Consider the following 21,676-nt stretch of genomic DNA (forward strand, 5'->3'; position numbering starts at 1 on the left):
AGGTCGATGGGAATGTCCGCGCGCGTGGCGCGTCAGTTCCTCAGCGGCTTCCCTGTCGTCATGGTGTGCGCGATACGGGCCTGGGTCTTTTCGGTCTGGGCCAGCTCCACGAAATGGCGACGTTCGAGGGCGAGGTACCACGCCTCGTCCACCAGCGAACCGCGCTCGATGCGACCGCCCGAAAGCGTGTCGGCGATGCGGCTGGCAATGTCGATGTCGTGCGGCGAGGCGAAATAACCTTCGGCCAGATTCGCGAGCGAGGCCTTGAACGTGGCGGTACCGACATCGCCGGCCACCGGAATCGCACGGGCGGGCAGCGGCGGGCGATAGCCGGATTCGGCCAGCGCGGATGCCTGCTGTTTCGCGATGTAAAGCAGTTCGTAAGGATTGAACACGACGACGTCGTCATCGCGCAGTAGTCCCATCTGCTTGGCTTCGAGCGCGCTCGCCGAGACCTTCGCCATGGCGATGGTCTCGAAGATCTTCTTCAGGTATTCGAACGGGTCTTCCGGATTGGCCTTCGCCGCGCGCACGGCGAATTCCTTCAGGCCACCGCCGGCCGGGAGCAGGCCTACGCCGGCTTCCACGAGACCGATATAACTTTCCAGCGCCGCGACCGTGCGGGCCGAGTGCATCTGAAATTCGCAGCCGCCGCCAAGGGCGAGGCCGCGGATCGCCGCGACCACGGGCACCAGCGAATACTTGATGCGCATGCTGGTCGCCTGGAAGTTCGCGACCATGGCTTCGAACTGCGCGAGCTTGCCGGACTGCAGCAGGCCAAGCGCACCCTTCAGGTCCGCACCGGCCGAGAACGGCTCGGCGGTCTGCCAGAGCACGACACCCTTGAACTGCTTCTCGGCTTCGTCGATGGCGCGCTGCACGCCGTCCAGGACGAAGTCGTTGACGGTGTTCATCTTCGTCTTGAAGGAGATGATGCCGATGTCGTCGCCGTGGCTCCACAGGCGCACGCCTTCGTTCTCCCAAGCGGTGCTGCCCTGGTCGAACTTCTCGCCGAGGAGCGGATCGGGGAACAGCTGGCGCTTGTAAACAGGATGGCTGGAGCGCGGCTTGTCGGCCGACGCACTGGCCGAGTACGAGCCATCGTTGCCGTGCACGCCCTTGCGGCCATCGGTGACCCAGGCGGGCAGGGGCGCATTGCTCATGCTCTTGCCTGCGGCGATGTCTTCGGCGATCCAGCCGGCGACCTGCTGCCAGCCGGCGGCCTGCCAGGTCTCGAAGGGACCGAGCCTCCAGCCGTAACCCCAGCGGATCGCGAGGTCGACGTCACGCGCGGTCTCGGCGATATCGGCCAGATGGAACGCGCTGTAATGGAACAGATCGCGGAATACGGCCCACAGGAACTGTGCTTGCGGATCGGACGACGCGCGCAGCTTGCCGAACTTTTCGGCCGGGTCCTTGATCGCAAGGATCGCTGCGACCTCGTCGGACGCCTTCTGCTCGGAGATGCGGTAATCCTGCTTCGCCAGATCGAGGACGACGATGTCCTTGCCGGCCTTGCGATAGAAGCCCGCACCGGTCTTCTGTCCGAGCGCGCCCTTTTCGATCAGGCCGGACAGCCAGACGGGCGCCTTGAAGTACTTGTGCCACGGATCGTCCGGCAGTGTGTCGGCCATCGTCTTGATGACGTGGGCCATGGTGTCCAGGCCGACAACGTCCGCGGTGCGGTAGGTCGCGCTCTTCGGACGACCCAGGGCCGGACCGGTCAGCGCATCGACCGTGTCGAAGCCGAGACCGAACTGTTCGGTGTGGTACATCGTCGACAGGATCGAGAACACACCGATGCGGTTACCGATGAAGTTCGGCGTGTCTTTCGCATAGACCACGCCCTTGCCGAGCGTCGTCGTCAGAAAGGCTTCAAGGCCGTCGAGGACGCTGCGCTCGGTCAGCCGCGTCGGGATCAACTCGACCAGATGCATGTAGCGCGGCGGGTTGAAGAAGTGGACGCCGGTGAAGCGGTGACGCATCTCTTCGGGCAGCGCTTCGGCCAGCGCGTTGATCGACAGGCCCGAGGTGTTGCTGGCCAGCACGGCGGTCGGCGACACGTGCGAAGCGATCTTCTTGTACAGATCCAGCTTCCAGTCCATGCGCTCGGCGATGGCCTCGATGATGAGGTCGACGTCCTTCAGCTGGTCGAGGTCGTCCTCGTAGTTCGCCGGGACGATCGCGGCGGCGCGGGTCTTGTCCGCCAGCGGAGCAGGCGAGAGCTTCTTGAGGTTCTCGATCGCCTTGAGGGCGATGCCGCTCTTCGGGCCTTCTTTCGCGGGAAGGTCGAAAAGCACGGTTTCCACGTTGGCATTGGTCAGGTGAGCGGCAATCTGCGCGCCCATGACGCCGGCGCCGAGTACCGCGGCCTTGCGAATGCGTAACGGTGTTGCGGTCATGGTGATCTCCGGTAATGCAGACACTTGCGAGGAGGAAGTCCGCGGTCAGCGAGTGGCCGTGGATGATTTGAATGAGGGGTTGCGCATGCCGGCGGCGGCGAAGCGGATCAGGTGCTCGGCGGCCTGTTCGCGGTGGTCGCGCTCGGCGACGTCGGTCTTGCGCTGGATGATGCCGAAGTCGGCCATGGCGTAAGTAAGCGCGCCCGTGACGATGTCCAGGCGCCAGTAGATGTCTTCCTTGGCCAGCCCGGGTAGCAGCCGGCCGAATTCGCCGGCGAACTGGCGCAGCACATGGCCGTAGTTTTCGGACAGGAAGCGCCGCAGCGTTTCGTTGTGTTCGGCGTAGGCACGGGCCAGTACGCGGACGAACGCGGCGCCGCCGCCATCCGTGCGGGACAGATCCAGGGCGGGGCGGATATAGGCGTCGAGGACATCCTCGAGCTGGGTTTCCGGCTTGCCGGCGATGCGGGCGAGGGCGGCGAGGCGGCGCGTATTCAACTCGTCGAGGCGGCGACGGAATACTTCCTCGATCAGCTTGTCCTTCGAGCCGAAGTGGTAGTTGACCGCGGCGAGGTTGACCTTGGCCGCCGCGGTCACCTGACGCAGCGATGCACCGGCGAATCCATGGGTGGCGAACAAGGCTTCGGCCGCGCCAAGGATGCGTTCCTTGGTGGTGCGTTCCCGGGAGGCGAACGGTGAGGTGCTCATGTCGGGTTCCTCCAGCGGGATACGGGTCGTATCAAACGATCGTTTGAGAATACGCCCGCCCTGTGCGCCGGGTCAAACTTGAGAGGGTTCGCCCTGCAATTGCCTTGCGATTGAGCTAGAATCTGTCAAGATTTCGTGAGCTAAGTACGTCATTCGCGACGCGTTTGGCCTCAAACTACTGGCAACCGCCCCAATGGGGGGCACCCTTCATTTTTTCCCGGAGCAGACCCGTATGGCGCTGGAGCGCACCCTTTCGATCATCAAGCCCGACGCCGTTGCCAAGAACGTCATCGGTGAAATCTACTCGCGCTTCGAAAAGGCCGGCCTGAAGGTCGTCGCCTCGAAGATGAAGCACCTGTCGCGTAAGGAAGCCGAAGGCTTCTATGCCGTGCACAAGGAGCGTCCCTTCTTCAATGCGCTGGTCGAGTTCATGATCTCCGGTCCGGTTGTGATCCAGGCGTTGCAGGGCGAGAACGCCGTGCTGGCCCATCGCGACCTGATGGGTGCCACCAATCCGAAGGAAGCCGCGCCGGGCACGATCCGCGCCGATTTCGCCGATTCGATCGATGCCAATGCCGTTCACGGCTCGGACTCGGCCGATAATGCGAAGATCGAGATCGGTTACTTCTTCGCCGAGACAGAAGTCTTTCCGCGCTGAGCAATGACGTGAATCAGGCTGCAGACAAGGTCAACCTGCTCGACTTCGATCGCCAGGGGTTGCGCGACTACTTCGCGCAACTCGGCGAGAAGCCTTATCGCGCCGAGCAGGTGATGAAGTGGATCTACCATCGTCTCGAAAACGATTTCGAGAACATGACCGATGTCGGCAAGAGCCTGCGCGAAAAGCTCGCGGCCGTGTGCTATGTCGGCCCGCCGAAGTCGATGTTCGACAAAGCGGCGATCGACGGCACGCACAAGTGGCTGCTGGGCATGGATGGCGGTAACGCCATCGAGACGGTTTATATCCCGGAACCCACCCGCGGCACGCTCTGCGTGTCGTCGCAGGTGGGTTGCGCGCTGAACTGTCAGTTCTGTTCCACCGCGACACAAGGGTTCAACCGCAACCTGTCGACCGCCGAAATCATCGGCCAGGTCTGGGTGGCGGCCAAGCATCTCGGCAACGTGCCGCACCAGCAGCGTCGCATCACGAACGTGGTGATGATGGGCATGGGCGAGCCGCTGCTCAATTTCGACAATGTGGTCGCCGCGATGAGCCTGATGCGCGACGACCTCGGTTTTGGCCTGGCCAGCAAGCGCGTCACGCTCTCGACCGCGGGCCTCGTACCCATGATCGACCGCCTGTCGACTGAAAGCGACGTATCGCTGGCGGTTTCGCTGCATGCGGCGAACGACGAACTGCGCACGGAGCTGGTTCCGCTCAACAAACGCTATCCGCTGGCCGAGTTGATGGCGGCCTGCGATCGTTACAACGAGCGTCGGCCGCGTACGCACATCACCTTCGAATACACGCTGATGAAGGGTGTGAACGATCAGCCCGAGCATGCGCGCCAGCTCATCAAGTTCATGCGTCGCGTGCACGGCCGGAACAAGGTCAATCTGATTCCCTTCAATCCGTTCCCGGGTACGCGTTTCGAACGCTCGGACCCGACGGTGATCCGCGACTTCCAGACGCAATTGCTCAACGCAGGGGTGCTCACCATGCTCCGTCGCACACGTGGCGACGACATCGATGCGGCGTGCGGGCAGTTGAAGGGGCAAGTGCTCGATCGTACCCGCCGTCAGGCGGAATTCCGCAAGAAGCTCGAAGAGGGATCGGTGAATGCGGCTTGAGCGGTGGGGAATGATTCTGGCGGTTGCTCTTGCAAGCGTCGGCTGTGCCGGGGGCGGCGGGGGCCTTCGCGAACCGACGAGCGCGGACAAGCGCTCCGAGGGTGCGCAGGTGCATACCGAGCTCGGCCAGCGTTATATGCAGAACGGCGATCTGCAGGGCGCGCTCGAGAAGCTCAACAAGGCGCTTCAGTTCGACCCGAATTATCCGCCGGCGCATACCGTCATCGCCGTGCTTTACGAGCGTATCAACGATAACGCGAACGCGGAACTGCATTATCGCCGCGCCGTGGAGCTGGAGCCGAAGAAGGGTGCGGCGAACAACAATCTCGCCGTGTTCCTGTGCAAGGAAGGCAAGGTTCCCGAGGCGCAGGGCTATTTCCAGCGCGCGTTGGCCGATCCCTTCTATGCCACGCCCGATCTGGCCATGGGCAATGCCGGTACGTGTCTTCTGAAGACGCAGGATCTGGACGGCGCCGAGGTCTGGTTCCGCAAGGCACTGGAAAAGAATCCGTCCAACGTGGATGCCCTGTATCAGGTCGCCCACGTGTTGTACCTTAAGAACGATGCATTCCGTGCTCGTGCTTTCCTGCAGCGCTACGAGGCGCTTGGGGCGGTGAGTCCGGATTCGCTGAAGCTCGGTCACGATATCGAGCTCCGTCTGGGCAATGGGGAGGTTGCCCGGGACTATGCCAAGCGGCTGCGCGACAGGTTCCCGGACTCGGAACCCGCGCGCGCCCTAGACGCCAGCGCACCTTAAATGACATCCGTACAGTCGAATACACCAGGGCACGACGACCGCGAACAGGATCTCTTCGCCGGTCTCGATGTGAACGCACCCATGGAGGATGCCGTGGAGCAAAAAACTGAATCGAATCCGCAGGAAAGCGGCCGTGTACTGATCGATCTGCCCGACGCCATGGCATTCGGGGCGCGCCTGCGTGCCGCTCGCGAAGCGCGGGGCTTCACGATCGAGGCATGCGGACAGGCATTGCGCCTGCCGAGCCGACTGCTACGCCAGTTGGAAGCCGGCGAGTACGGCGGTATCGACTACCAGGTCTATCTGGCCGGTTATCTCGGCAAGTACGGACGTCATGTCGGACTGGACGAGGATGCCATCCAGGCCGAGCTTGCACGCCTGACGCCGCGTCAGCCCGATCTCGTCGTCACGGGTGGCGTATCGCATTCGCGCTTCCTTTTCGAGCGCTATCTCACCGCTGCTACCTATGTGGTGCTGACGGCCGTGATCGTCGTTCCGATGGTCTGGCTCGGCGTGCGCGGCACGCTGGACCGGGATATGGCCCGTCTGTCGCCGCTGGATGCCGCGCCGGTAGCGCAGCAGGATGCTCCGGCCGGGGCGAGCTCTTCGGCCGCGGTGGCCGCGACGGATACCAAGCCGGTTCCCGTCGCTCCCGAGATGCACTCGGAAGAACAGCCTCTGCTTGCGTCCATGGCGATGTTCCCGTCGCTCGACCATACCAACCGTCCGCTAGCCGTTCCCGCGGCCAGCGCTCCCGTCGGGGCCGGTCATAGCCTTACGCTGAGCCTGCCTTCGGCAAGTTGGGTGGAAGTCACGGCGGCCGATGGTTCCCGCCTGGAATACGGTCTGCTGCCTGCCGGTACGCAGAAATCGTATTCCAGCGAGTCGGCTCTCGACGTGCGCATCGGAAACGCCGCCGGCGCCCAGGTCGCCATCGACGGCCAGCCGATTCAGCTGGAAACGTTCCGCCGCGCCAACGTCGCGCGCTTCCGCGTCGATATCAGCGACGGCAAGGCCACGCCGGTTACGCTCTGACGCCCGTTCCCGGGCCGCTTTACGCGGCCCGGTACTCGCCTCCGACGCCGTTCGGAGGCGCTTTTCGGTTATGCTTGCCTATTATTCCGGTCCGCGGGTTCCGCTGGCCGGCTTCACGGCTCTCAATAGATTTTTACTGCGCGGAGCGCAGTGGGTGATTGCATGGCATTCGACGTTTACGACGACTACGAACAGGGCGAACGCGTCCAGCAATGGCTGCGTAAAAACGGTGTATCCATCCTCGTCGGTATCGTGCTCGGCCTCGTGCTGATCTTCGGCTGGCAGAAGTGGAAGAGCCATCGCGCCGAACACGACCAGACCGCGGCAGCCGAATACGAGGCATTGCAGCTGGCCGTCTCGCTTAACAAGGCGAACGAGATCGAACTGCGCACCGATATGCTGACCAAGGACTTCAGCGACACGTCCTATGCGGTCTTCGCGGTCGGCGAACGGGCCCAGCGCAACGTCATCGCAGGCAAGGCCGACGCCGCCCGGGGCGACCTGGAATGGGCGAAGACGCATGCGAAGGACGACACGCTCAAGGGGCTGGTCGACCTGCGCATCGCACAGGTTCAGGTCGCCCAGAACAAGCCGAACGACGCTATCGCCACCCTCGATTCGATCGCCGGTAATGCATTTGCTTCACTGAAGCAGGAACTACGCGGCGACGCGATGGTCAAGCTTGGACGCTCCGACGATGCGCGCAAGGCCTACCAGGCTGCGCTCTCGTCAATGGGCGAAAGTGCGCCGCAACGCGGCGTCGTTCAAACGAAACTCGATGATCTGGCTGCGGCCGGGAAGCAGGGTGCATGAAACGTTTTTGGGCTATTGCGTTGACCTCGCTGGTCGTACTGTCCGGCTGCCATTCTTTCAAGAAGGAAAACGTCGAGCCACCGACACCGTTGGCGAAAGACTTCAAGCCAACGATCAATGTCACCCGTTTGTGGAAATCCAGCCTGGGTGACGGCGCAGCCGCCACCGGCGTGCGCATGCGTCCCGCGTTCTCCGACGGCGTGATCTACGCCGCCAGCACCGATGGCAAGATCGGCGCGTTCGATGCCGCCAGCGGCAAGAAATTGTGGGACAAGAGCACGCGTATCCACGGCTGGTTCGGCTGGGGCGACAAGAAGCGCCCCGACGCGCTGTTCTCGGGCGGTCCCGCGGCCTCCGGCGATCTTCTCGTCGTCGGTACGCTCGACGGCCACCTCTATGGCATGAGCGCGAAAGACGGTTCCCGTCGTTGGGACGCTGAACTGTCCTCCGAAGTCATCACCGCTCCGGTGATCGTCGGCGACCTCGTGGTGGTCCGCACCAACGACGGCCGTATCTACGGTGTCGACGCGGCCAGCGGCGAACGTCGCTGGGCCTACGATCAGTCTTCGGTGCCGTTGCTCAGCCTGCGCGGCAACGGTCGCCTGCTGGTCGCCAACGGCGTCGTGTTCCTGGGTACCGACGGCGGCAAGCTGGTGGCGCTGCGTCTGGACAACGGTGAGAAGCTCTGGGAGCAGACGCTCTCCAGCGGCGAAGGCCGTACCGAAATCGATCGTCTGAGCGATGCCGACGGCGCCATCGTGCTCGATGGCAGCACGCTTTACGGTGCCGCCTATCACGGCCAGATGGTCGCGGTCGACGGTCCCAGCGGCCGCCCGCTGTGGAATCACGCGTTCTCCACGTTCACCTCGCTCGACGTTCATGAGAACTCCGTGCTCGGTGCCGACGACCAGTCCGTCCTTTATGCATTCGACAAGTCCGGCGGCGCGAACATCTGGAAACAGGATGCCCTGAAGTACCGTTGGGTCACCGGTCCGGCCGTGCAGGGTAACTATGCTGTCGTTGGCGATGCCGAAGGGTACGTCCACTGGATCAGCACCACCGATGGCAAGATCTCCGCTCGCGAACGCCTGTCGAAGAAAGCCATCCGCGCCCAGCCTCTCGTGGTTGGCGATACCGTTTATGTCGAAGATGTCGAGGGTCATATTGGCGCCTATCGCATCGCGACACCCTGATTAACAGGATTAATGCGTTCCCATGTTGCCCGTCGTCGCTCTGGTCGGTCGTCCCAATGTCGGTAAATCGACCCTCTTCAACGCGCTGACGCGTAGCCGGGACGCTCTTGTCGCGGATATGCCCGGCGTCACGCGCGATCGCCATTATGGCGTTTGCCGCCTGGCGCATCGGCCCTTCGTCGTCGTCGATACCGGCGGTCTGTCCGGTAAAGAGGAAGGCATCGAGGGCCTTACGGCCCAGCAGGTTCGCCTCGCTATTTCCGAAGCCAACCTGCTGGTGTTCGTCGTCGACGCACGCGACGGTGTCCTGCCGCTCGATGCCGCGATCCTCGGTGAGCTGCGTCGCAGCGGCAAGCCCGTCATCGTGGTGGTCAACAAGGTCGACGGCACGGACGAGCAGTCCTCGCTGGGCGAGTTCGCCTCGTTCGGCATCGCGTCCACGTTGCCCATGTCGGCCGCGCACAATCGCGGCATCGATCTTCTCGTCGAAACCGCGTTGCCGCAATTGCCGGACGATCGCGACGACGACCCGGGTCTGGAAGACAGCGGCATCCGTGTCGCCATCGTCGGTCGGCCGAACGCGGGCAAGTCCACCCTGATCAATCGTCTGCTCGGCGAAGATCGCCTGATCGTTTCCGATGTGGCGGGTACCACGCGCGATCCGATCCGCGTGCCGCTGGAGCGCGACGGCAAGAAGTACACCCTGATCGATACCGCTGGCGTCCGTCGCCGTGCCCGTGTCGAAGAGGCTGTAGAGAAGTTCAGTGTTATCAAGACATTGCAGTCTATTGCTGCGTCGCAGGTTACGATCGTTCTGATCGATGCCCGCGAGAATCTGGCGGATCAGGACCTCACGCTGATCGGTCATGCCATCGAAGAAGGCCGCGCACTGGTCATCGCCGTCAACAAGTGGGACGGCATGGACACCTATGCGCGCGAGCAGTGCCAGCGGGCACTGGAGCGTCGCCTGCAGTTCGTCGAATGGGCAAAAACCGTCTTCATCTCAGCGCTGCATGGTTCGGGTCTGCGCGAACTGATGAAGGCCGTGGTGCGTGCGCATTCCGCGGCCACGCGCGTCATGAGTTCGTCGGAACTGACGCGGACGCTGGAAAAAGCCTACGAGGCCTACCAGCCGCCGTTGGTGCGCGGCCACGCACCCAAGCTGCGTTATGCGCATCCGGGCGGCTCCAATCCGCCGACCATCGTCATCCACGGCAGCCGCACGAAACATATCGCGCCGGCTTACCGTCGCTATCTGGAAGGTTTCTTCCGGAAGCGCTTCAAGCTGGAAGGTACGCCGGTCCGCGTCGACTTCCGCGATGGCGAGAATCCGTTCGCCGGCAAGAAGAACGTACTGACGGACAGCCAGGCGGCTCGCCGCCAGCGCATGATCCGAAACGCCAAGCGCCGCGAGAAGTAATCGCGCGCCCATTGATGGGAGACTCTCGTGACCGACGCGTTCGACCGTGACCAATGGCTCGCGGCATTGCGCGAGCGAATCGTCGAGGTTCCCGTCGTGGAAGCCATGGCGCGTCAACAGGCCGGCGCGCTGATCGTCGACGTGCGCGAAGACGGCGAGCGTGCCTCTGGGTCTCCGGCGGGCGCTCTCGGGTTATCGCGTGGTTTCCTCGAATTGCGCATCGAGCAAGCCGTGCCCGATCGTTCCCGCGACATACTTCTCCTGTGCGGCAGTGGCCAGCGCTCGCTGCTTGCGGCTGAGGCATTGCAACGCATGGGTTACGGCCGGGCCGCCTCTGTCGCCGGTGGATTCGCGGCGTGGAAGGCGGCGGGTCTGCCTGTCGCAACGGGCGCGCTCGATGCCGATGCCAGCGAGCGTTACGCACGGCAGATGCTTCTGCCGCAGGTCGGTGAGGCGGGGCAAGCGAAGCTCGCTGCATCGCGCGTGGTGTTGATCGGTGCGGGTGGTCTCGGGGCGCCGGCGATGCTGTATCTCGCCGCTGCCGGAGTAGGCCGCATCACGCTCGTCGACGACGATCGGGTCGAACGTTCCAATCTCCATCGGCAGGTCGTGCACGCCGATGCGCGCGTGGGGCTTTCGAAGGCGGAATCGGCGCGCATGACGCTGCAGGGGCTCAACCCGCGCATCCGGATCGACACGCGCGAGGAGCGCCTTCGCGCCGAAAACGTCGAAGCACTGATTCGCGACCATGACGTCGTCATCGACGGAGCGGACAATTTCGCGACGCGTTATCTGCTCGCGGCCGCCACGCGCCGACTCGGTATTCCCATGGTTTACGCGGCGGTGGAGCGTTTCACCGGCCAGCTCAGCGTCTTCGATCCGCGTCGCGACGATTCGCCGTGTTATCGCTGCCTGTTTCCCGAGCCGCCGGCCGCCGCCGATGCACCCAATTGCAGCGAAGCGGGCGTTCTCGGCGTATTGCCCGGCGTCGTTGGACTATTGCAGGCCACCGAAACGCTCAAGCTGTTGTTGTCCATAGGCGAACCGCTGGTCGGGCGGTTGCTGACCTATGACGCGCTCGACATGCGTTTTCGCGAACTGCGGTTGCGGCGCGATCCGGACTGCCCGGGGTGTGGCGCATCGGCACACTTCGAGGGCTATGTCGACCTTGAGCGGATGTGCGCCGCCGCCGGTTAAGGGCTTTCAGCCAAGATCGGACGGAATCAGCGAATACATCGCCGCGTCCATTGCCACGCCGCGCAACACGAGACGATGGCGCTCGATGCCTTCGAAGCAGGCTCCGATGGATTCCGCGGTTCGGCGGCTGGGTACGTTCGCGGCAGCGGCGACGATCTCAAGTCGCGTGACTTTCACCGAGTCGAAAGCAAAGCGGGTCGCAAGGCGTCCGGCGCGCGTGGCGATGCGCTGCCCCTGGCGACTCTGGCGCACCCAGTAACCGAGGTTCGCGAACCGGTGTTCGCGATTGATCTGGTTTATGCCCATGCCGCCCAGGAATTCGTCCGTCGTCGCGTCGACGATCAGGAATGCGTAGTGATCGCCGACAAACCACCCCTCGAGGCAATGCTCGATCCACGCGCGAGCCGTCTCGAGGCCATAGTCCGCATGGCACCAGTCCTGCCAGTACCCCACGGTATCGACGGATTCGCGAACGGCGGCGGCCAGCGCGTCCGCGTCGGCCTGCCGGTAAGGGCGAAGCGATATGCCGTCGCCCGTAAGGTCGCGCGGGTAGGGAAGAACGCCTGCCGGTGGGGTCGTCGTATCCATGAGTGTTTAATTCTTACTGTCGGTTCGGTGCCCAAGAGGCGATAATGCGCGATCCGCCCCCGAAACGAACACAATGACCGCACGTATTCTCGACGGCAAGCGCATCGCGCAGGAATTACTCGATCGCATCGGTCGTCGCGTGGCCAAGCGTGTCGCCGAAGGCAAGCGTCGTCCCGGGCTGGCCGTGGTGCTGGTGGGCGAGGATCCCGCATCGGCGGTGTACGTGAAGAACAAGCGCAAGGCCTGCGATCAGATTGGCTTCACGTCGTTCGGTTATGACCTTCCTGCGTCGACGTCGCAGGAAGAGCTCATCGCGCTTATCGACAATCTCAACGCGGACCCGGCCGTTCACGGCATCCTCGTACAGTCGCCGTTGCCTCGCCATATCGACGAAGACGCCCTGGTCGACCGTATCGACCCGGGTAAGGACGTCGATGGCTTCCAGGCCGTCAATGTCGGCCGTCTCGCGCTGCGGCGCTTCGGCCTGCGACCGTGCACGCCCAAGGGTGTGATGACCTTGCTGGGTCATACCGATCGTCCGGTGCGCGGCCGGCACGCCGTGATTGTCGGTGTATCGAATCACGTGGGTCGCCCCCTTGCGCTTGAGCTATTAATTGCTGGATGTACAACAACTTGCTGTCATAAGTTCACGCAGAATCTGGAAGGTTTCGTCGCCCAGGCCGACATCCTCGTGGTGGCTGCCGGCAAGCCGGGTCTGGTGAAGGGCGAATGGGTGAAGCCGGGCGCGGTGGTTATCGATGTGGGTATCAATCGCCTGGACGACGGCCGTCTCGTCGGTGACGTCGAATTCGCGCCCGCCGCCGAACGCGCCTCGTGGATTACGCCAGTACCGGGCGGCGTCGGCCCGATGACGGTAGCGACGCTGATGGAAAACACGCTGGAAGCGGCCGAAGCCATCGACGCCCTGTCATAGGCGTCCTGTAAAAATGTGCACTTGCAAGGTATAATGCCGCGATTTACTCGCGGGACTAATGCTTATGCGCATCCTTGCCGAGGCACTCACTTACGACGATGTGTTTCTGGTTCCCGGCCACTCCACGGTTATGCCGCGCGATGTGGATACCTCCACGCGCTTCACCCGTGGCCTGCGACTGAATATCCCCATCGTTTCGGCGGCCATGGACACGGTCACCGAAGCACGACTGGCCATTACGATGGCGCAGAACGGCGGCATGGGCATCATCCACAAGAACATGACGTTCGATCAGCAGGCCGCCGAAGTGCGCCTGGTGAAGAAGTTCGAAGCGGGCGTTATCCGCAGCCCGATCACGGTCCGTCCGGACACCTCCATCAGCGAAGTCCTCCGTCTGACCCGGGCGCACAACATTTCCGGCGTGCCGGTGGTCGACGGCGAAAAGCTCGTCGGCATCGTCACCAGCCGCGACCTGCGTTTCGAGCGCAAGCTCGACGATCCGGTCCGCAACATCATGACCCGGGAAGACCGGCTGATCACGGTCAAGGAAGGTGCGGATCACGATGCCGTGCTGGAACTGCTGCACCGTAACCGCATCGAGAAAGTCCTCGTCGTCAACGATGCGTTCCAGTTGCGTGGCCTGATCACGGTCAAGGACATCCAGAAAGCGCGCGACAATCCCAACGCCGCCAAGGACACCCACGAGCGTCTCGTCGTCGGTGCCGCGGTCGGTGTCGCGGGCGATACCGAGCAGCGCGTCGAAGCGCTGGTCGAAGCGGGCGTCGACGTTATCGTGGTCGATACCGCCCACGGTCACTCGCAGGCGGTCATCGATCGCGCCGGCTGGGTAAAGAAGCGCTATCCGCAGGTCCAGGTCATCGCCGGCAATATCGTTACCGGCGAAGCGGCGCGCGCGTTGCTCGACGCGGGTGTCGACGCCGTCAAGGTCGGCGTCGGTCCCGGCTCCATCTGCACCACGCGCATCGTCACTGGCGTGGGCGTGCCGCAGATCACCTCGATCGATCTCGTCGCCACGGCGCTGAAGGGTGAAATCCCGCTTATCGCCGACGGCGGCATCCGCTATTCCGGCGACATTCCGAAGGCCCTCGCGGCCGGCGCGTCGTCGGTGATGCTGGGCTCCATGTTCGCCGGCACCGAAGAGGCGCCGGGTGAGGTCGAGCTGTTCCAGGGCCGTCAGTACAAGAGCTATCGCGGCATGGGTTCCATCGGTGCGATGCAGCTCGGCTCCAAGGACCGTTACTTCCAGGACGAAGCCGACGCCGACAAGCTCGTGCCCGAAGGTATCGAAGGTCGCGTGCCGTATCGTGGTTCGCTGAGCAACATCGTCCACCAGCTGATCGGTGGCCTGCGTGCCTCGATGGGCTACATGGGCGCGGCTTCGGTGGAAGAAATCCACCAGAAGGGCACCTTCGTGAAGGTCACCGGCGCGGGCGTGCACGAAGCGCATCCGCACGATATCCAGATCACGAAGGAAGCACCTAACTACCGTCTGGACTGACGCGCTTAGCGCGTCTTCCAGGCTTACAGGACGCCCGACACTCGCCGGGCGTCTTGCTTTCCGGGCAACGCTGCGCAGTGGCGCGCGGAGCCCGCAGATTTTCATTCGCTGGAATTTACGATGACCGACATCCATAGCGACAAGATCCTCATTCTCGATTTCGGCTCGCAGTACACGCAGCTGATCGCCCGTCGGATCCGCGAGATCGGCGTCTATTGCGAAGTCTGGGCGTGGGACCACGCTTCCGGCGAAATCGCGGCTTTCGCACCGCGCGGCGTCATTCTTTCCGGCAGTCCCGAGTCGGTCACCGAAGAAAACTCGCCGCGCGCCCCGCAGTGCGTGTTCGAGCTTGGCGTGCCGGTGCTGGGTATCTGTTATGGCATGCAGACCATGGCCGAGCAGCTCGGTGGCAAGGTCGAGGCCGGTCATCACCGCGAGTTCGGCCCGGCCGACCTGCGCTTCGGCAGTAGTGCGCTGTTCGAAGGCGTGGTGGCCGAGGGCGAGACGCTCGGTGTGTGGATGTCGCATGGCGATCGCGTGACGGCGATTCCGCCCGGTTTCGCCGCGATCGCCGCTACGCCCAGCCTGCCGCTTGCCGGCATGGCCGACGAGGCGCGTCGTTTCTACGGCCTGCAATACCATCCCGAAGTCACCCATTCCCAGCGTGGTCTGGAGCTGCTGCGTCGCTTCGTGGTCGACCTCTGCGGGACGGCCACGCTGTGGGATGCGAAGCACATCATCGAAGACGCCGTCGCGCGCGTGCGCGAACAGGTCGGTAGCGACAAAGTGTTGCTAGGTCTTTCGGGCGGCGTCGATTCGTCCGTCGTCGCCGCGCTGCTTGAGAAAGCGATCGGCGACCAGCTCACCTGTGTCTTCGTCGACACCGGCCTGCTGCGCTTCCAGGAAGGCGACCAGGTCATGGCGACCATGGCCGAACACATGGGCGTGCGCGTTATTCGCGTCGATGCGAAGCAGCGTTTCTTCGACGCGCTCGCGGGCGTCGAAGATCCGGAGGCCAAGCGCAAGGTCATCGGCCGTATGTTCGTCGAAGTCTTCGACGAGGAGTCGCACAAGCTCGAAGGCGTGAAGTGGCTCGCGCAGGGCACGATCTATCCCGACGTCATCGAGTCGGCCGCCGGCAAGACGGGCAAGGCGCACGTCATCAAGAGCCACCACAACGTGGGCGGCCTGCCGGAGACGATGAAGCTCAAGCTCGTCGAGCCGTTGCGCGAACTCTTCAAGGACGAAGTCCGTCGCATCGGCGTCGAACTCGGCCTGCCGCGCGACATGGTCTATCGTCATCCGTTCCCGGGTCCTGGCCTCGGCGTGCGCGTCCTTGGCGAGGTCAAGCCGGAGTTCGTCGACCTGCTTCAGCGCGCCGATGCGATCTTCATCGAAGAGCTGCGCAAGCACGATCTCTACGATCGCGTCAGCCAGGCGTTCGCTGTCTTCCTGCCCGTCCGTTCGGTAGGTGTGGTCGGTGACGGCCGCGCTTACGAGTGGGTCATTGCGCTGCGCGCCGTCGAAACCATCGACTTCATGACGGCGCACTGGGCGCATCTGCCATACGACTTCCTTGATCGTGTATCCACGCGAATTATCAATGAGTTGCGTGGCATATCTCGTGTTGTTTATGACATCAGCGGCAAGCCGCCCGCGACGATCGAGTGGGAGTGACTTACCGAAGCGCCCGGATCTCTGCGCCGGGCATGCCCGATCCTATTCCGGTAAGTGTTCTTGGGCGGCTGGCCGTTCACCAGGATTGGTCGGGGCAGGGCATCGGTTCGGGGCTGCTCAAGGATGCGGTTCTTCGAAGCGTTCGCCTCTCCTGGGAGATCGGCATGAAGGCCATGCTGTGTCACGCGCTGAGCGAGGAAGCAAAGGCGTTCTACCTGCGTCGCGGTTTCTCGGAATCACCCATCGAACCGCTTACGGTGATGCTTAACCTCACGAAGATCGTTCCCGGTTGACGGAGCGGTCTGTTCGAATCCCCCCGGCCATGCTGACGCACGGATAACCCGGCAGACATTGCCCCGGGCGGAGCCGGGTTCCTTGATGGACGGCATCCTGCCCAACAGTCGCATTTGCCACGGCGTGTAAACTCGCATGACACCTATGGCGGAATGGCACAAATGGCTCTGCGCAACCTCGACGACCTGACGGTCTTCCTCAAGGTGCTGGACTGTCAGAGCTTTTCCGCGGCCGCGCGTGCGCTCGACCTCGCGCCGGCCACCGTCAGCAAGCAGGTGGCCCGGCTTGAAGCGGCGCTGGGAACCAGCCTCTTCGAACGCAATACGCGGCGATTGAAAGTCACCGACGAAGGAAGGGCCGTCGCCCAACGCGTACGTGCGGCGGTGGCTTTGCTGGACGAGGCGGGCGACGTTGCGCGTCAGGGCAACGATGGACTCTTCGGCATGCTGCGCGTCACGGCGCCCGTCTTGTTTGGAAGCCGCTACGTGGCAGCGGCCATTGCCGCATTTCGCGAACGTCACCCCCAGGTAGGCTTCGAGCTGCACCTGACCGATCGGGTGGTCGATCTCTACGCCAGCGACCTGGATCTGGCGATCCGGTTCGGCCGCCTCGCCGATTCGCGACTTCTGGCGCGCGGACTGGCAACCAGCCGGCGCATTCTTGTTGCGTCGCCCGACTACATTCGACGCCATGGCCAACCGATACATCCACGCGATCTTCGGCAGCACCGGTGTTTGCTCTTCGCGTATCCGGGTCTGCGCGATAATCGCTGGTCGTTGCGCAAGATCGGTGGTCGCAACCTGGTGGAGCAGGTCGACGTAAACAGCGATCTCAGCAGCGACAACGGCGATGCGTTGCGCGTGTGGTCCGCGGCAGGCATGGGCATCGCGTTGCGCGAGACGTGGAATGCCGCCGGAGATCTGTGCCAGGGGACGTTGCTGCGCGTGCTTCCGGAATGGGAAGAGCCCGGGACACCCATCAGCGCGGTGCGTGCACGCCGCGATCCCGTGCCAGCACGTCTTGCCGTCTTTATCGATTTCCTGGCCGAACTATGGACGGAACCGGCCCCCTGGGACCGGTTGCTCGGCCCGTCAGCGGATTCGAAATCGCCGGGAGAGACGCCATGACCGCCTATGTCGCCCTGTTGCGCGCCGTCAACGTCGGCGGGACCGGAAAGCTGCCGATGAGCGAATTGAAAGCCATGTGCGAGCGCGCGGGTTTCGGCACGGTAAGCACGTACATCGCCAGCGGCAATGTGGTTTTCAAGACGCGCATGGCCGAGGCGCGCGTCAAAGCCGCGCTGGAGGAGCAACTGGCGGCCTATGCTGGCAAGGCGGTAGACGTCGTCGTCCGTAGCGCAGGCGAAATGGCGGCGGTACTCGCCGCGAATCCGTTTCCAAAGGATCCGCCCAATAGCACTGTCGCGATTTTCATGGACAAAGCGCCGCCTGCGGACGCGCTCGATCGCGCCACCGGCGTGCGCGACGAGCGCATGTGCCTCGGTCTCCGGGAGATCTATGTCAGTTACGGAAGTGGCATGGGAACGTCGAAACTGAAGATTCCCGCCGCGGCGAAAGGCACGGCACGAAACCTCAATACGATTGCCAGGCTCGCCGGTATGGCGGCTGCCTTACAATAGGGCATGTCCGATACCTTGCCATTCGAAGCGTCCGCCGCTTCCTCGTTCTCCGACGACGACCGCGTATTCATGACGCGCGCGCTCGAACTGGCGGCGCACGCGCGCGATGCCGAGGGCGAAGTGCCGGTGGGTGCTGTGCTGGTCCTCGATGGGGCGATCGTCGGAGAAGGCTGGAACCGGAACATCTCCCTCAACGATCCGACCGCGCACGCGGAGATTCAGGCGCTGCGCGCGGCCGGTCAGGCACTGGCTAATTATCGTTACCCGGGATCGACGCTGTACGTCACGCTGGAACCATGCTCGATGTGTGCGATGGCGATGGTGCATGCACGGGTGGGGCGTGTCGTATACGGGGCCGCCGATCCGAAGACCGGTGCCGCGGGCAGTGTGTTCGATACGTTGGTATCGGACCGCCACAACCACCGTGTTTCGGTGCAGGGCGGCCTTTGCGCGGACGAGGCGTCGACGATGCTCCGCGAGTTCTTCCGCGCCCGCCGCTAACCGCTTTTTTGTAGGAGGCCGCTTGCGGGCTCCTACAAAAAAGCGGCCAATGCTTCTGCTACGGGCCGTTCGATCTTCATCGTCAGCAAATCGTCGGCACGGGTCACGCCCAGGTTGAGCGACGCGATGGGCAGGCCGCGACGCGATGCTTCCAGTACGAAGCGATATCCCGAATAGACCATCAACGACGAACCGGCGACGAGCATGGCGTCGGCGCGGTCGAGGTGCGCCCAGGCAGTATCTACGCGTGCACGCGGGACGTTCTCTCCGAAGAACACGACGTCCGGTTTCAGAATGCCGTCGCAGACCAGGCACGGCGGCACATTGAACCGCGAAAAATCGACACCGTCCAGATCCGCGTCGCCATCCGGGGCGATGGTGGCGCTGACCTCCAGCCAGTCGGGATTCGCTGCGATCAGTCGCTGCTGGAGCGCGTCGCGCGGGCGAATATCGCCGCAGTTCATGCAGCGCACGCGATCGAGTCGTCCGTGAAGATCGACCACATTCAGACTGCCGGCGGCTTCGTGAAGCCCGTCGACGTTTTGCGTCAGTAATAACTCAATGCGGCCGGCATGTTCCATCGCGGCGAGTGCGCGATGCGCGACATTCGGTCGCGCGGAGCCGAAGGATTGCCATCCGATCATGCTGCGAGCCCAATAGCGGGCCCGGGCCAGCGCCGTCCCCATGAATGCTTGGAGGGTCATCGGCGGGCTGCGTTTCCACGCGCCGGCCCCGTCGCGATAGTCCGGAATGCCCGAATCGGTACTGATACCCGCGCCCGTCACGACGAAAAGACGCTTGTGCGCGAAAACGAAGTCTTCGAGTGGCGTGCGGTGGGAGTCGCGTTCGGCAGGCAGGTTCACGGGAAGGCCGGGAGGCGGGAGAGTGGAAACTATATCGCAGCCTATTCACGGAACGATGGCGCATATCTGGCAAAATGCGAGGTCGAATAAAGGGCGTGGCCTGGAACTTGCTCGTCTTCCGTGGCATTTCGCACGGAGCATTCGATCGATGGGTAGCGCAGGAATGTGCAAACAGGCGATCGGCCTCGTGACGCGCTCCGTGTGCGTTCACGTTAAACTGGTTAGGGTTTGTAATGGCACCAGGAAGGGCACCTGGCGATGTCATGGTAAGGGGATAGTGGTGAGTGTACGTTCCGGGATGCATGCCACAGGACTGGCTGTTGCCATCTCTGTTGCCCTGTTGTCGACGGCCGGTGCGGTTCGGGCAACGCAGGTCAGAGAGCCCGTGTCACGCGATGAGCTTCTGCGACGCGTCGCGGACGAGCGTGCGGCGGGCCGCCGTTTCGATGCCCTGAAGATCTGTGAAGACGTGCTGGCCCGTTGGCCGGACGATCGCGATGCGCGCACGCTCGAGGCTAGCCTGCTCGCCGAACTGGGCGGCTCCGTTCGCGCGGAGGAACTGGCGCGTAACGAACGATCGCCTCGCGAAGCCGTCACGATGCAACGCTTGCGTGCCGACGTGGTGGCGCACGAAATCCGTTGGGCCGATGCCGAGCCGGTCAATCCGCGCGTGCCTTACGCCGAGCCCGACGCGGCGGTCGCCGACCTGGATCGTCTGATTGCCGATAAACGTCCCGATATGCAGGACATCGCCGCCCGCGCCCGCATCGACCGCCTCGTTGCGCTGGATAAGGCGGGCAGGGCGGACGAAGCGGTGTCCGTGTACGACGAGATGCGCGCGAACCATGTCACGGTTCCCGCGTATGCGCAGCGACCGGTGGCCGATGCGTTACTCCAGCGGCATCGCCCCCAGGAAGCCGTTTCGCTGCTCGAGGACAGCATCCGTCAGGACCCCGGTCCATACGATCCGGTCGAAACCGATCCGCATATCCCCCTGATGTATGCGTACATGGAATCGAACCGCACATCGAAGGCCTTCGAGACGATCGATACGCTCGCCGAACGCGAGCCGCTTTGGATACGCAGCCCCGTAACGCCCACCCCGATACAGAATTCACGCAAGGTCGATGCCGATCTGAATGCGGCACTGCTGCGCGAATATGTCGGCCTGCTCGACGAAGCCCATCGACGTCTCGTGCTCATGAGCGACGAAGCGCCTGCGAACGCCGCCATCCGGCGCGAACTGGGCCTGTCCGAACTTTCGCGCGGGTGGCCGCGACAAGCCTCGGACACACTTGCGATCGCGGGAACGCTGGATACCAACGACACCGGCGTCGACCTCGGTCTCATAAACGCCAACCGCACGCTCAACGATTACGCGAGCGTCGAGCCGTCGTTGCGCAATACCGAAACCCTGGCGCCACGCAGCAATCGCGTAAAGGAAGAGCGATTATCCTGGGAGCGCGAGCGCGGCTGGCAGTTCGACATCACACATGCGAACGGCAGCGGTAGCAGTCCCGACTACGGCGACCGTGACGCGGAGACGGAGGCGACCATCGCCAGTCCGCTCATCGACGATCATTGGCGCGTACTCGGCATCGCGCGTTATGCCTCCGCGGCGTTGCCCGAGGGCGATGTGCGGCGCGAGCGCGTCGGTCTGGGCCTGCGCGGCTACGCGCGTGGTCTTGAAGCCTATGTGCAAGCGCTGCCGTCCACCGATCGTTTCGTCGGCCGCACGGCCATCGAAGCCGGCGCGAAGTACGCGATCAGCGATCACTGGACCGTGGCCGCCGACTGGAGCTCCGCGGGTTCGGACGTGCCATTGCGCGCGCAGTATTACGGTATATCGGCCAAAACGCTGGATACCTCGGTCATCTGGCGCGCCAGCGAACTTACCCAAGTGAAGTTCACCGCTTCGCGCGGTCGCTTCAGTGACAACAATAAACGCAATGCGTGGCAGGCGGCACTCGTCCAGCGCGTTTACACGGCACCGTATCTCACGCTCGACGGTGGCCTGGAACTGGGCGGCTCGCGTAACACCCTACCCGACCGCCCTTACTTCAATCCCAGGCACGACACGTCATGGGCGGTTACCGGTCGGCTGGAAAACCTGCTCCACCAGTTCTATGACCGCACATGGCGGCAACGTATCGACGTTGCCGTGGGGCAATACGCGCAACGCGGTTATGCGACAGGCTGGCAGGCCAGCGCGCGCTACGGGCAGACCTTCGAGCCGCGCGCAGGCCTCAGTTTCGGCTGGGGCGTGGGTTGGCACAATCAGCCATACGACGGCAAACGCGAGTCCCGCGTCGTGCTGGACCTGACGATGCACTGGGGCGAATGAC

General features: G+C 63.5%; 20 protein-coding genes. 16 read left to right on the plus strand and 4 right to left on the minus strand.

The annotated features are described in order from the left end of the window. Positions 1–32 precede the first annotated feature (32 nt). Together EC912_RS13745 and EC912_RS13750 are read right to left on the minus strand one after the other, a co-directional pair. Positions 33–2,402, minus strand: a complete 2,370-nt coding sequence (locus EC912_RS13745; protein WP_132145000.1) for a 3-hydroxyacyl-CoA dehydrogenase/enoyl-CoA hydratase family protein — start codon at positions 2,400–2,402, stop codon at positions 33–35. Between the two features lie 45 nt (positions 2,403–2,447). Beyond that, positions 2,448–3,110: a TetR/AcrR family transcriptional regulator gene (locus EC912_RS13750; protein WP_132145002.1), complete on the minus strand. Its 663-nt coding sequence runs from the start codon at positions 3,108–3,110 to the stop codon at positions 2,448–2,450. 232 nt (positions 3,111–3,342) lie between these two features. Here EC912_RS13750 and ndk point away from each other — a divergent pair, with 232 nt between their 5' ends. The 8 genes from ndk (at position 3,343) to moeB (ending at position 11,316) form a co-directional block, all read left to right on the plus strand. Beyond that, positions 3,343–3,768, plus strand: coding sequence for a nucleoside-diphosphate kinase (gene ndk, locus EC912_RS13755; protein WP_132145004.1), 426 nt, complete (start codon positions 3,343–3,345; stop codon positions 3,766–3,768). 8 nt (positions 3,769–3,776) lie between these two features. Beyond that, positions 3,777–4,901: a 23S rRNA (adenine(2503)-C(2))-methyltransferase RlmN gene (gene rlmN, locus EC912_RS13760; RefSeq protein ID WP_243649279.1), complete on the plus strand. Its 1,125-nt coding sequence runs from the start codon at positions 3,777–3,779 to the stop codon at positions 4,899–4,901. A gap of 10 nt (positions 4,902–4,911) precedes the next feature. Next, complete coding sequence (pilW, locus tag EC912_RS13765) at positions 4,912–5,658, plus strand: type IV pilus biogenesis/stability protein PilW (RefSeq protein ID WP_243649291.1); 747 nt, start codon at positions 4,912–4,914, stop codon at positions 5,656–5,658. Further along, complete coding sequence (locus EC912_RS13770; protein WP_243649280.1) at positions 5,659–6,693, plus strand: helix-turn-helix domain-containing protein; 1,035 nt, start codon at positions 5,659–5,661, stop codon at positions 6,691–6,693. Between the two features lie 162 nt (positions 6,694–6,855). After that, the gene (locus tag EC912_RS13775) at positions 6,856–7,506 is read left to right on the plus strand and encodes a YfgM family protein (protein ID WP_132145010.1); all 651 of its coding nucleotides are present in this window, start codon (positions 6,856–6,858) and stop codon (positions 7,504–7,506) included. Next, positions 7,503–8,699, plus strand: a complete 1,197-nt coding sequence (gene bamB / locus EC912_RS13780; protein WP_132145012.1) for an outer membrane protein assembly factor BamB — start codon at positions 7,503–7,505, stop codon at positions 8,697–8,699. Before EC912_RS13775 ends, bamB begins: the two co-directional genes overlap by 4 nt. A 22-nt stretch (positions 8,700–8,721) precedes the next feature. Continuing rightward, a complete protein-coding gene (der, locus tag EC912_RS13785; RefSeq protein WP_132145014.1) occupies positions 8,722–10,119 on the plus strand; it encodes a ribosome biogenesis GTPase Der in 1,398 nt (465 codons plus the stop codon). 27 nt (positions 10,120–10,146) lie between these two features. Then, positions 10,147–11,316, plus strand: a complete 1,170-nt coding sequence (moeB, locus tag EC912_RS13790; RefSeq protein ID WP_132145016.1) for a molybdopterin-synthase adenylyltransferase MoeB — start codon at positions 10,147–10,149, stop codon at positions 11,314–11,316. A gap of 6 nt (positions 11,317–11,322) precedes the next feature. On the opposite strand, the gene EC912_RS13795 is transcribed toward moeB, so the two are convergent. After that, entirely contained in the window at positions 11,323–11,904 is a 582-nt protein-coding gene (locus EC912_RS13795; protein ID WP_132145018.1) for a GNAT family N-acetyltransferase, read from the minus strand. Positions 11,905–11,977: 73 nt separating this feature from the next. Here EC912_RS13795 and folD point away from each other — a divergent pair, with 73 nt between their 5' ends. The 7 genes from folD to tadA all read left to right on the plus strand — a co-directional run bounded on the left by folD (position 11,978) and on the right by tadA (position 18,468). Continuing rightward, on the plus strand, positions 11,978–12,838 hold the full coding sequence (gene folD, locus EC912_RS13800) for a bifunctional methylenetetrahydrofolate dehydrogenase/methenyltetrahydrofolate cyclohydrolase FolD (RefSeq protein ID WP_132145020.1): 861 nt from the start codon (positions 11,978–11,980) through the stop codon (positions 12,836–12,838). Positions 12,839–12,902: 64 nt separating this feature from the next. Then, positions 12,903–14,357: an IMP dehydrogenase gene (gene guaB, locus EC912_RS13805; RefSeq protein WP_132145022.1), complete on the plus strand. Its 1,455-nt coding sequence runs from the start codon at positions 12,903–12,905 to the stop codon at positions 14,355–14,357. A 120-nt stretch (positions 14,358–14,477) separates the two neighbouring features. Next, the gene (gene guaA, locus EC912_RS13810; RefSeq protein WP_132145024.1) at positions 14,478–16,034 is read left to right on the plus strand and encodes a glutamine-hydrolyzing GMP synthase; all 1,557 of its coding nucleotides are present in this window, start codon (positions 14,478–14,480) and stop codon (positions 16,032–16,034) included. 32 nt (positions 16,035–16,066) lie between these two features. Continuing rightward, positions 16,067–16,327, plus strand: a complete 261-nt coding sequence (locus EC912_RS13815) for a GNAT family N-acetyltransferase (RefSeq protein WP_132145026.1) — start codon at positions 16,067–16,069, stop codon at positions 16,325–16,327. Positions 16,328–16,489: 162 nt separating this feature from the next. Continuing rightward, on the plus strand, positions 16,490–17,455 hold the full coding sequence (locus EC912_RS13820) for a LysR family transcriptional regulator (RefSeq protein ID WP_207906848.1): 966 nt from the start codon (positions 16,490–16,492) through the stop codon (positions 17,453–17,455). Next, positions 17,452–17,967 carry a DUF1697 domain-containing protein gene (locus EC912_RS13825; protein WP_132145030.1) on the plus strand — a complete coding sequence of 172 codons (516 nt, stop codon included), beginning with the start codon at positions 17,452–17,454 and terminating at the stop codon, positions 17,965–17,967. Before EC912_RS13820 ends, EC912_RS13825 begins: the two co-directional genes overlap by 4 nt. 3 nt (positions 17,968–17,970) lie before the next feature. Further along, positions 17,971–18,468 carry a tRNA adenosine(34) deaminase TadA gene (gene tadA / locus EC912_RS13830; protein WP_132145032.1) on the plus strand — a complete coding sequence of 166 codons (498 nt, stop codon included), beginning with the start codon at positions 17,971–17,973 and terminating at the stop codon, positions 18,466–18,468. Positions 18,469–18,500: 32 nt separating this feature from the next. Here the strand turns inward: tadA and EC912_RS13835 are convergent, their stop codons facing one another. Further along, positions 18,501–19,325, minus strand: coding sequence for an NAD-dependent protein deacetylase (locus EC912_RS13835; protein WP_243649292.1), 825 nt, complete (start codon positions 19,323–19,325; stop codon positions 18,501–18,503). Positions 19,326–19,611: 286 nt separating this feature from the next. On the opposite strand from EC912_RS13835, the gene pgaA reads away from it, so the two are divergent. Beyond that, positions 19,612–21,675 (plus strand): poly-beta-1,6 N-acetyl-D-glucosamine export porin PgaA, encoded by a 2,064-nt coding sequence (pgaA, locus tag EC912_RS13840; RefSeq protein WP_165973600.1) that lies wholly within the window; start codon positions 19,612–19,614, stop codon positions 21,673–21,675. The last annotated feature ends 1 nt before the right edge of the window (position 21,676 follow it).

The organism is Luteibacter rhizovicinus (assembly GCF_004342265.1).
Lineage (GTDB): Bacteria > Pseudomonadota > Gammaproteobacteria > Xanthomonadales > Rhodanobacteraceae > Luteibacter > Luteibacter rhizovicinus_B.

Bases quoted from the DNA above. Each gene is read 5' to 3' on its own strand.
- EC912_RS13825 (WP_132145030.1), top strand. From the start codon at position 17,452: ATGACCGCCTATGTCGCCCTGTTGCGCGCCGTCAACGTCGGCGGGACC.
- EC912_RS13775 (WP_132145010.1), top strand. From the start codon at position 6,856: ATGGCATTCGACGTTTACGACGACTACGAACAGGGCGAACGCGTCCAG.
- EC912_RS13815 (WP_132145026.1), top strand. From the start codon at position 16,067: ATGCCCGATCCTATTCCGGTAAGTGTTCTTGGGCGGCTGGCCGTTCAC.
- EC912_RS13795 (WP_132145018.1), bottom strand. From the start codon at position 11,904: ATGGATACGACGACCCCACCGGCAGGCGTTCTTCCCTACCCGCGCGAC.
- guaA (WP_132145024.1), top strand. From the start codon at position 14,478: ATGACCGACATCCATAGCGACAAGATCCTCATTCTCGATTTCGGCTCG.
- der (WP_132145014.1), top strand. From the start codon at position 8,722: ATGTTGCCCGTCGTCGCTCTGGTCGGTCGTCCCAATGTCGGTAAATCG.
- ndk (WP_132145004.1), top strand. From the start codon at position 3,343: ATGGCGCTGGAGCGCACCCTTTCGATCATCAAGCCCGACGCCGTTGCC.
- folD (WP_132145020.1), top strand. From the start codon at position 11,978: ATGACCGCACGTATTCTCGACGGCAAGCGCATCGCGCAGGAATTACTC.
- pilW (WP_243649291.1), top strand. From the start codon at position 4,912: ATGATTCTGGCGGTTGCTCTTGCAAGCGTCGGCTGTGCCGGGGGCGGC.
- bamB (WP_132145012.1), top strand. From the start codon at position 7,503: ATGAAACGTTTTTGGGCTATTGCGTTGACCTCGCTGGTCGTACTGTCC.
- EC912_RS13770 (WP_243649280.1), top strand. From the start codon at position 5,659: ATGACATCCGTACAGTCGAATACACCAGGGCACGACGACCGCGAACAG.
- tadA (WP_132145032.1), top strand. From the start codon at position 17,971: ATGTCCGATACCTTGCCATTCGAAGCGTCCGCCGCTTCCTCGTTCTCC.
- guaB (WP_132145022.1), top strand. From the start codon at position 12,903: ATGCGCATCCTTGCCGAGGCACTCACTTACGACGATGTGTTTCTGGTT.
- EC912_RS13745 (WP_132145000.1), bottom strand. From the start codon at position 2,402: ATGACCGCAACACCGTTACGCATTCGCAAGGCCGCGGTACTCGGCGCC.
- EC912_RS13750 (WP_132145002.1), bottom strand. From the start codon at position 3,110: ATGAGCACCTCACCGTTCGCCTCCCGGGAACGCACCACCAAGGAACGC.
- EC912_RS13820 (WP_207906848.1), top strand. From the start codon at position 16,490: ATGGCTCTGCGCAACCTCGACGACCTGACGGTCTTCCTCAAGGTGCTG.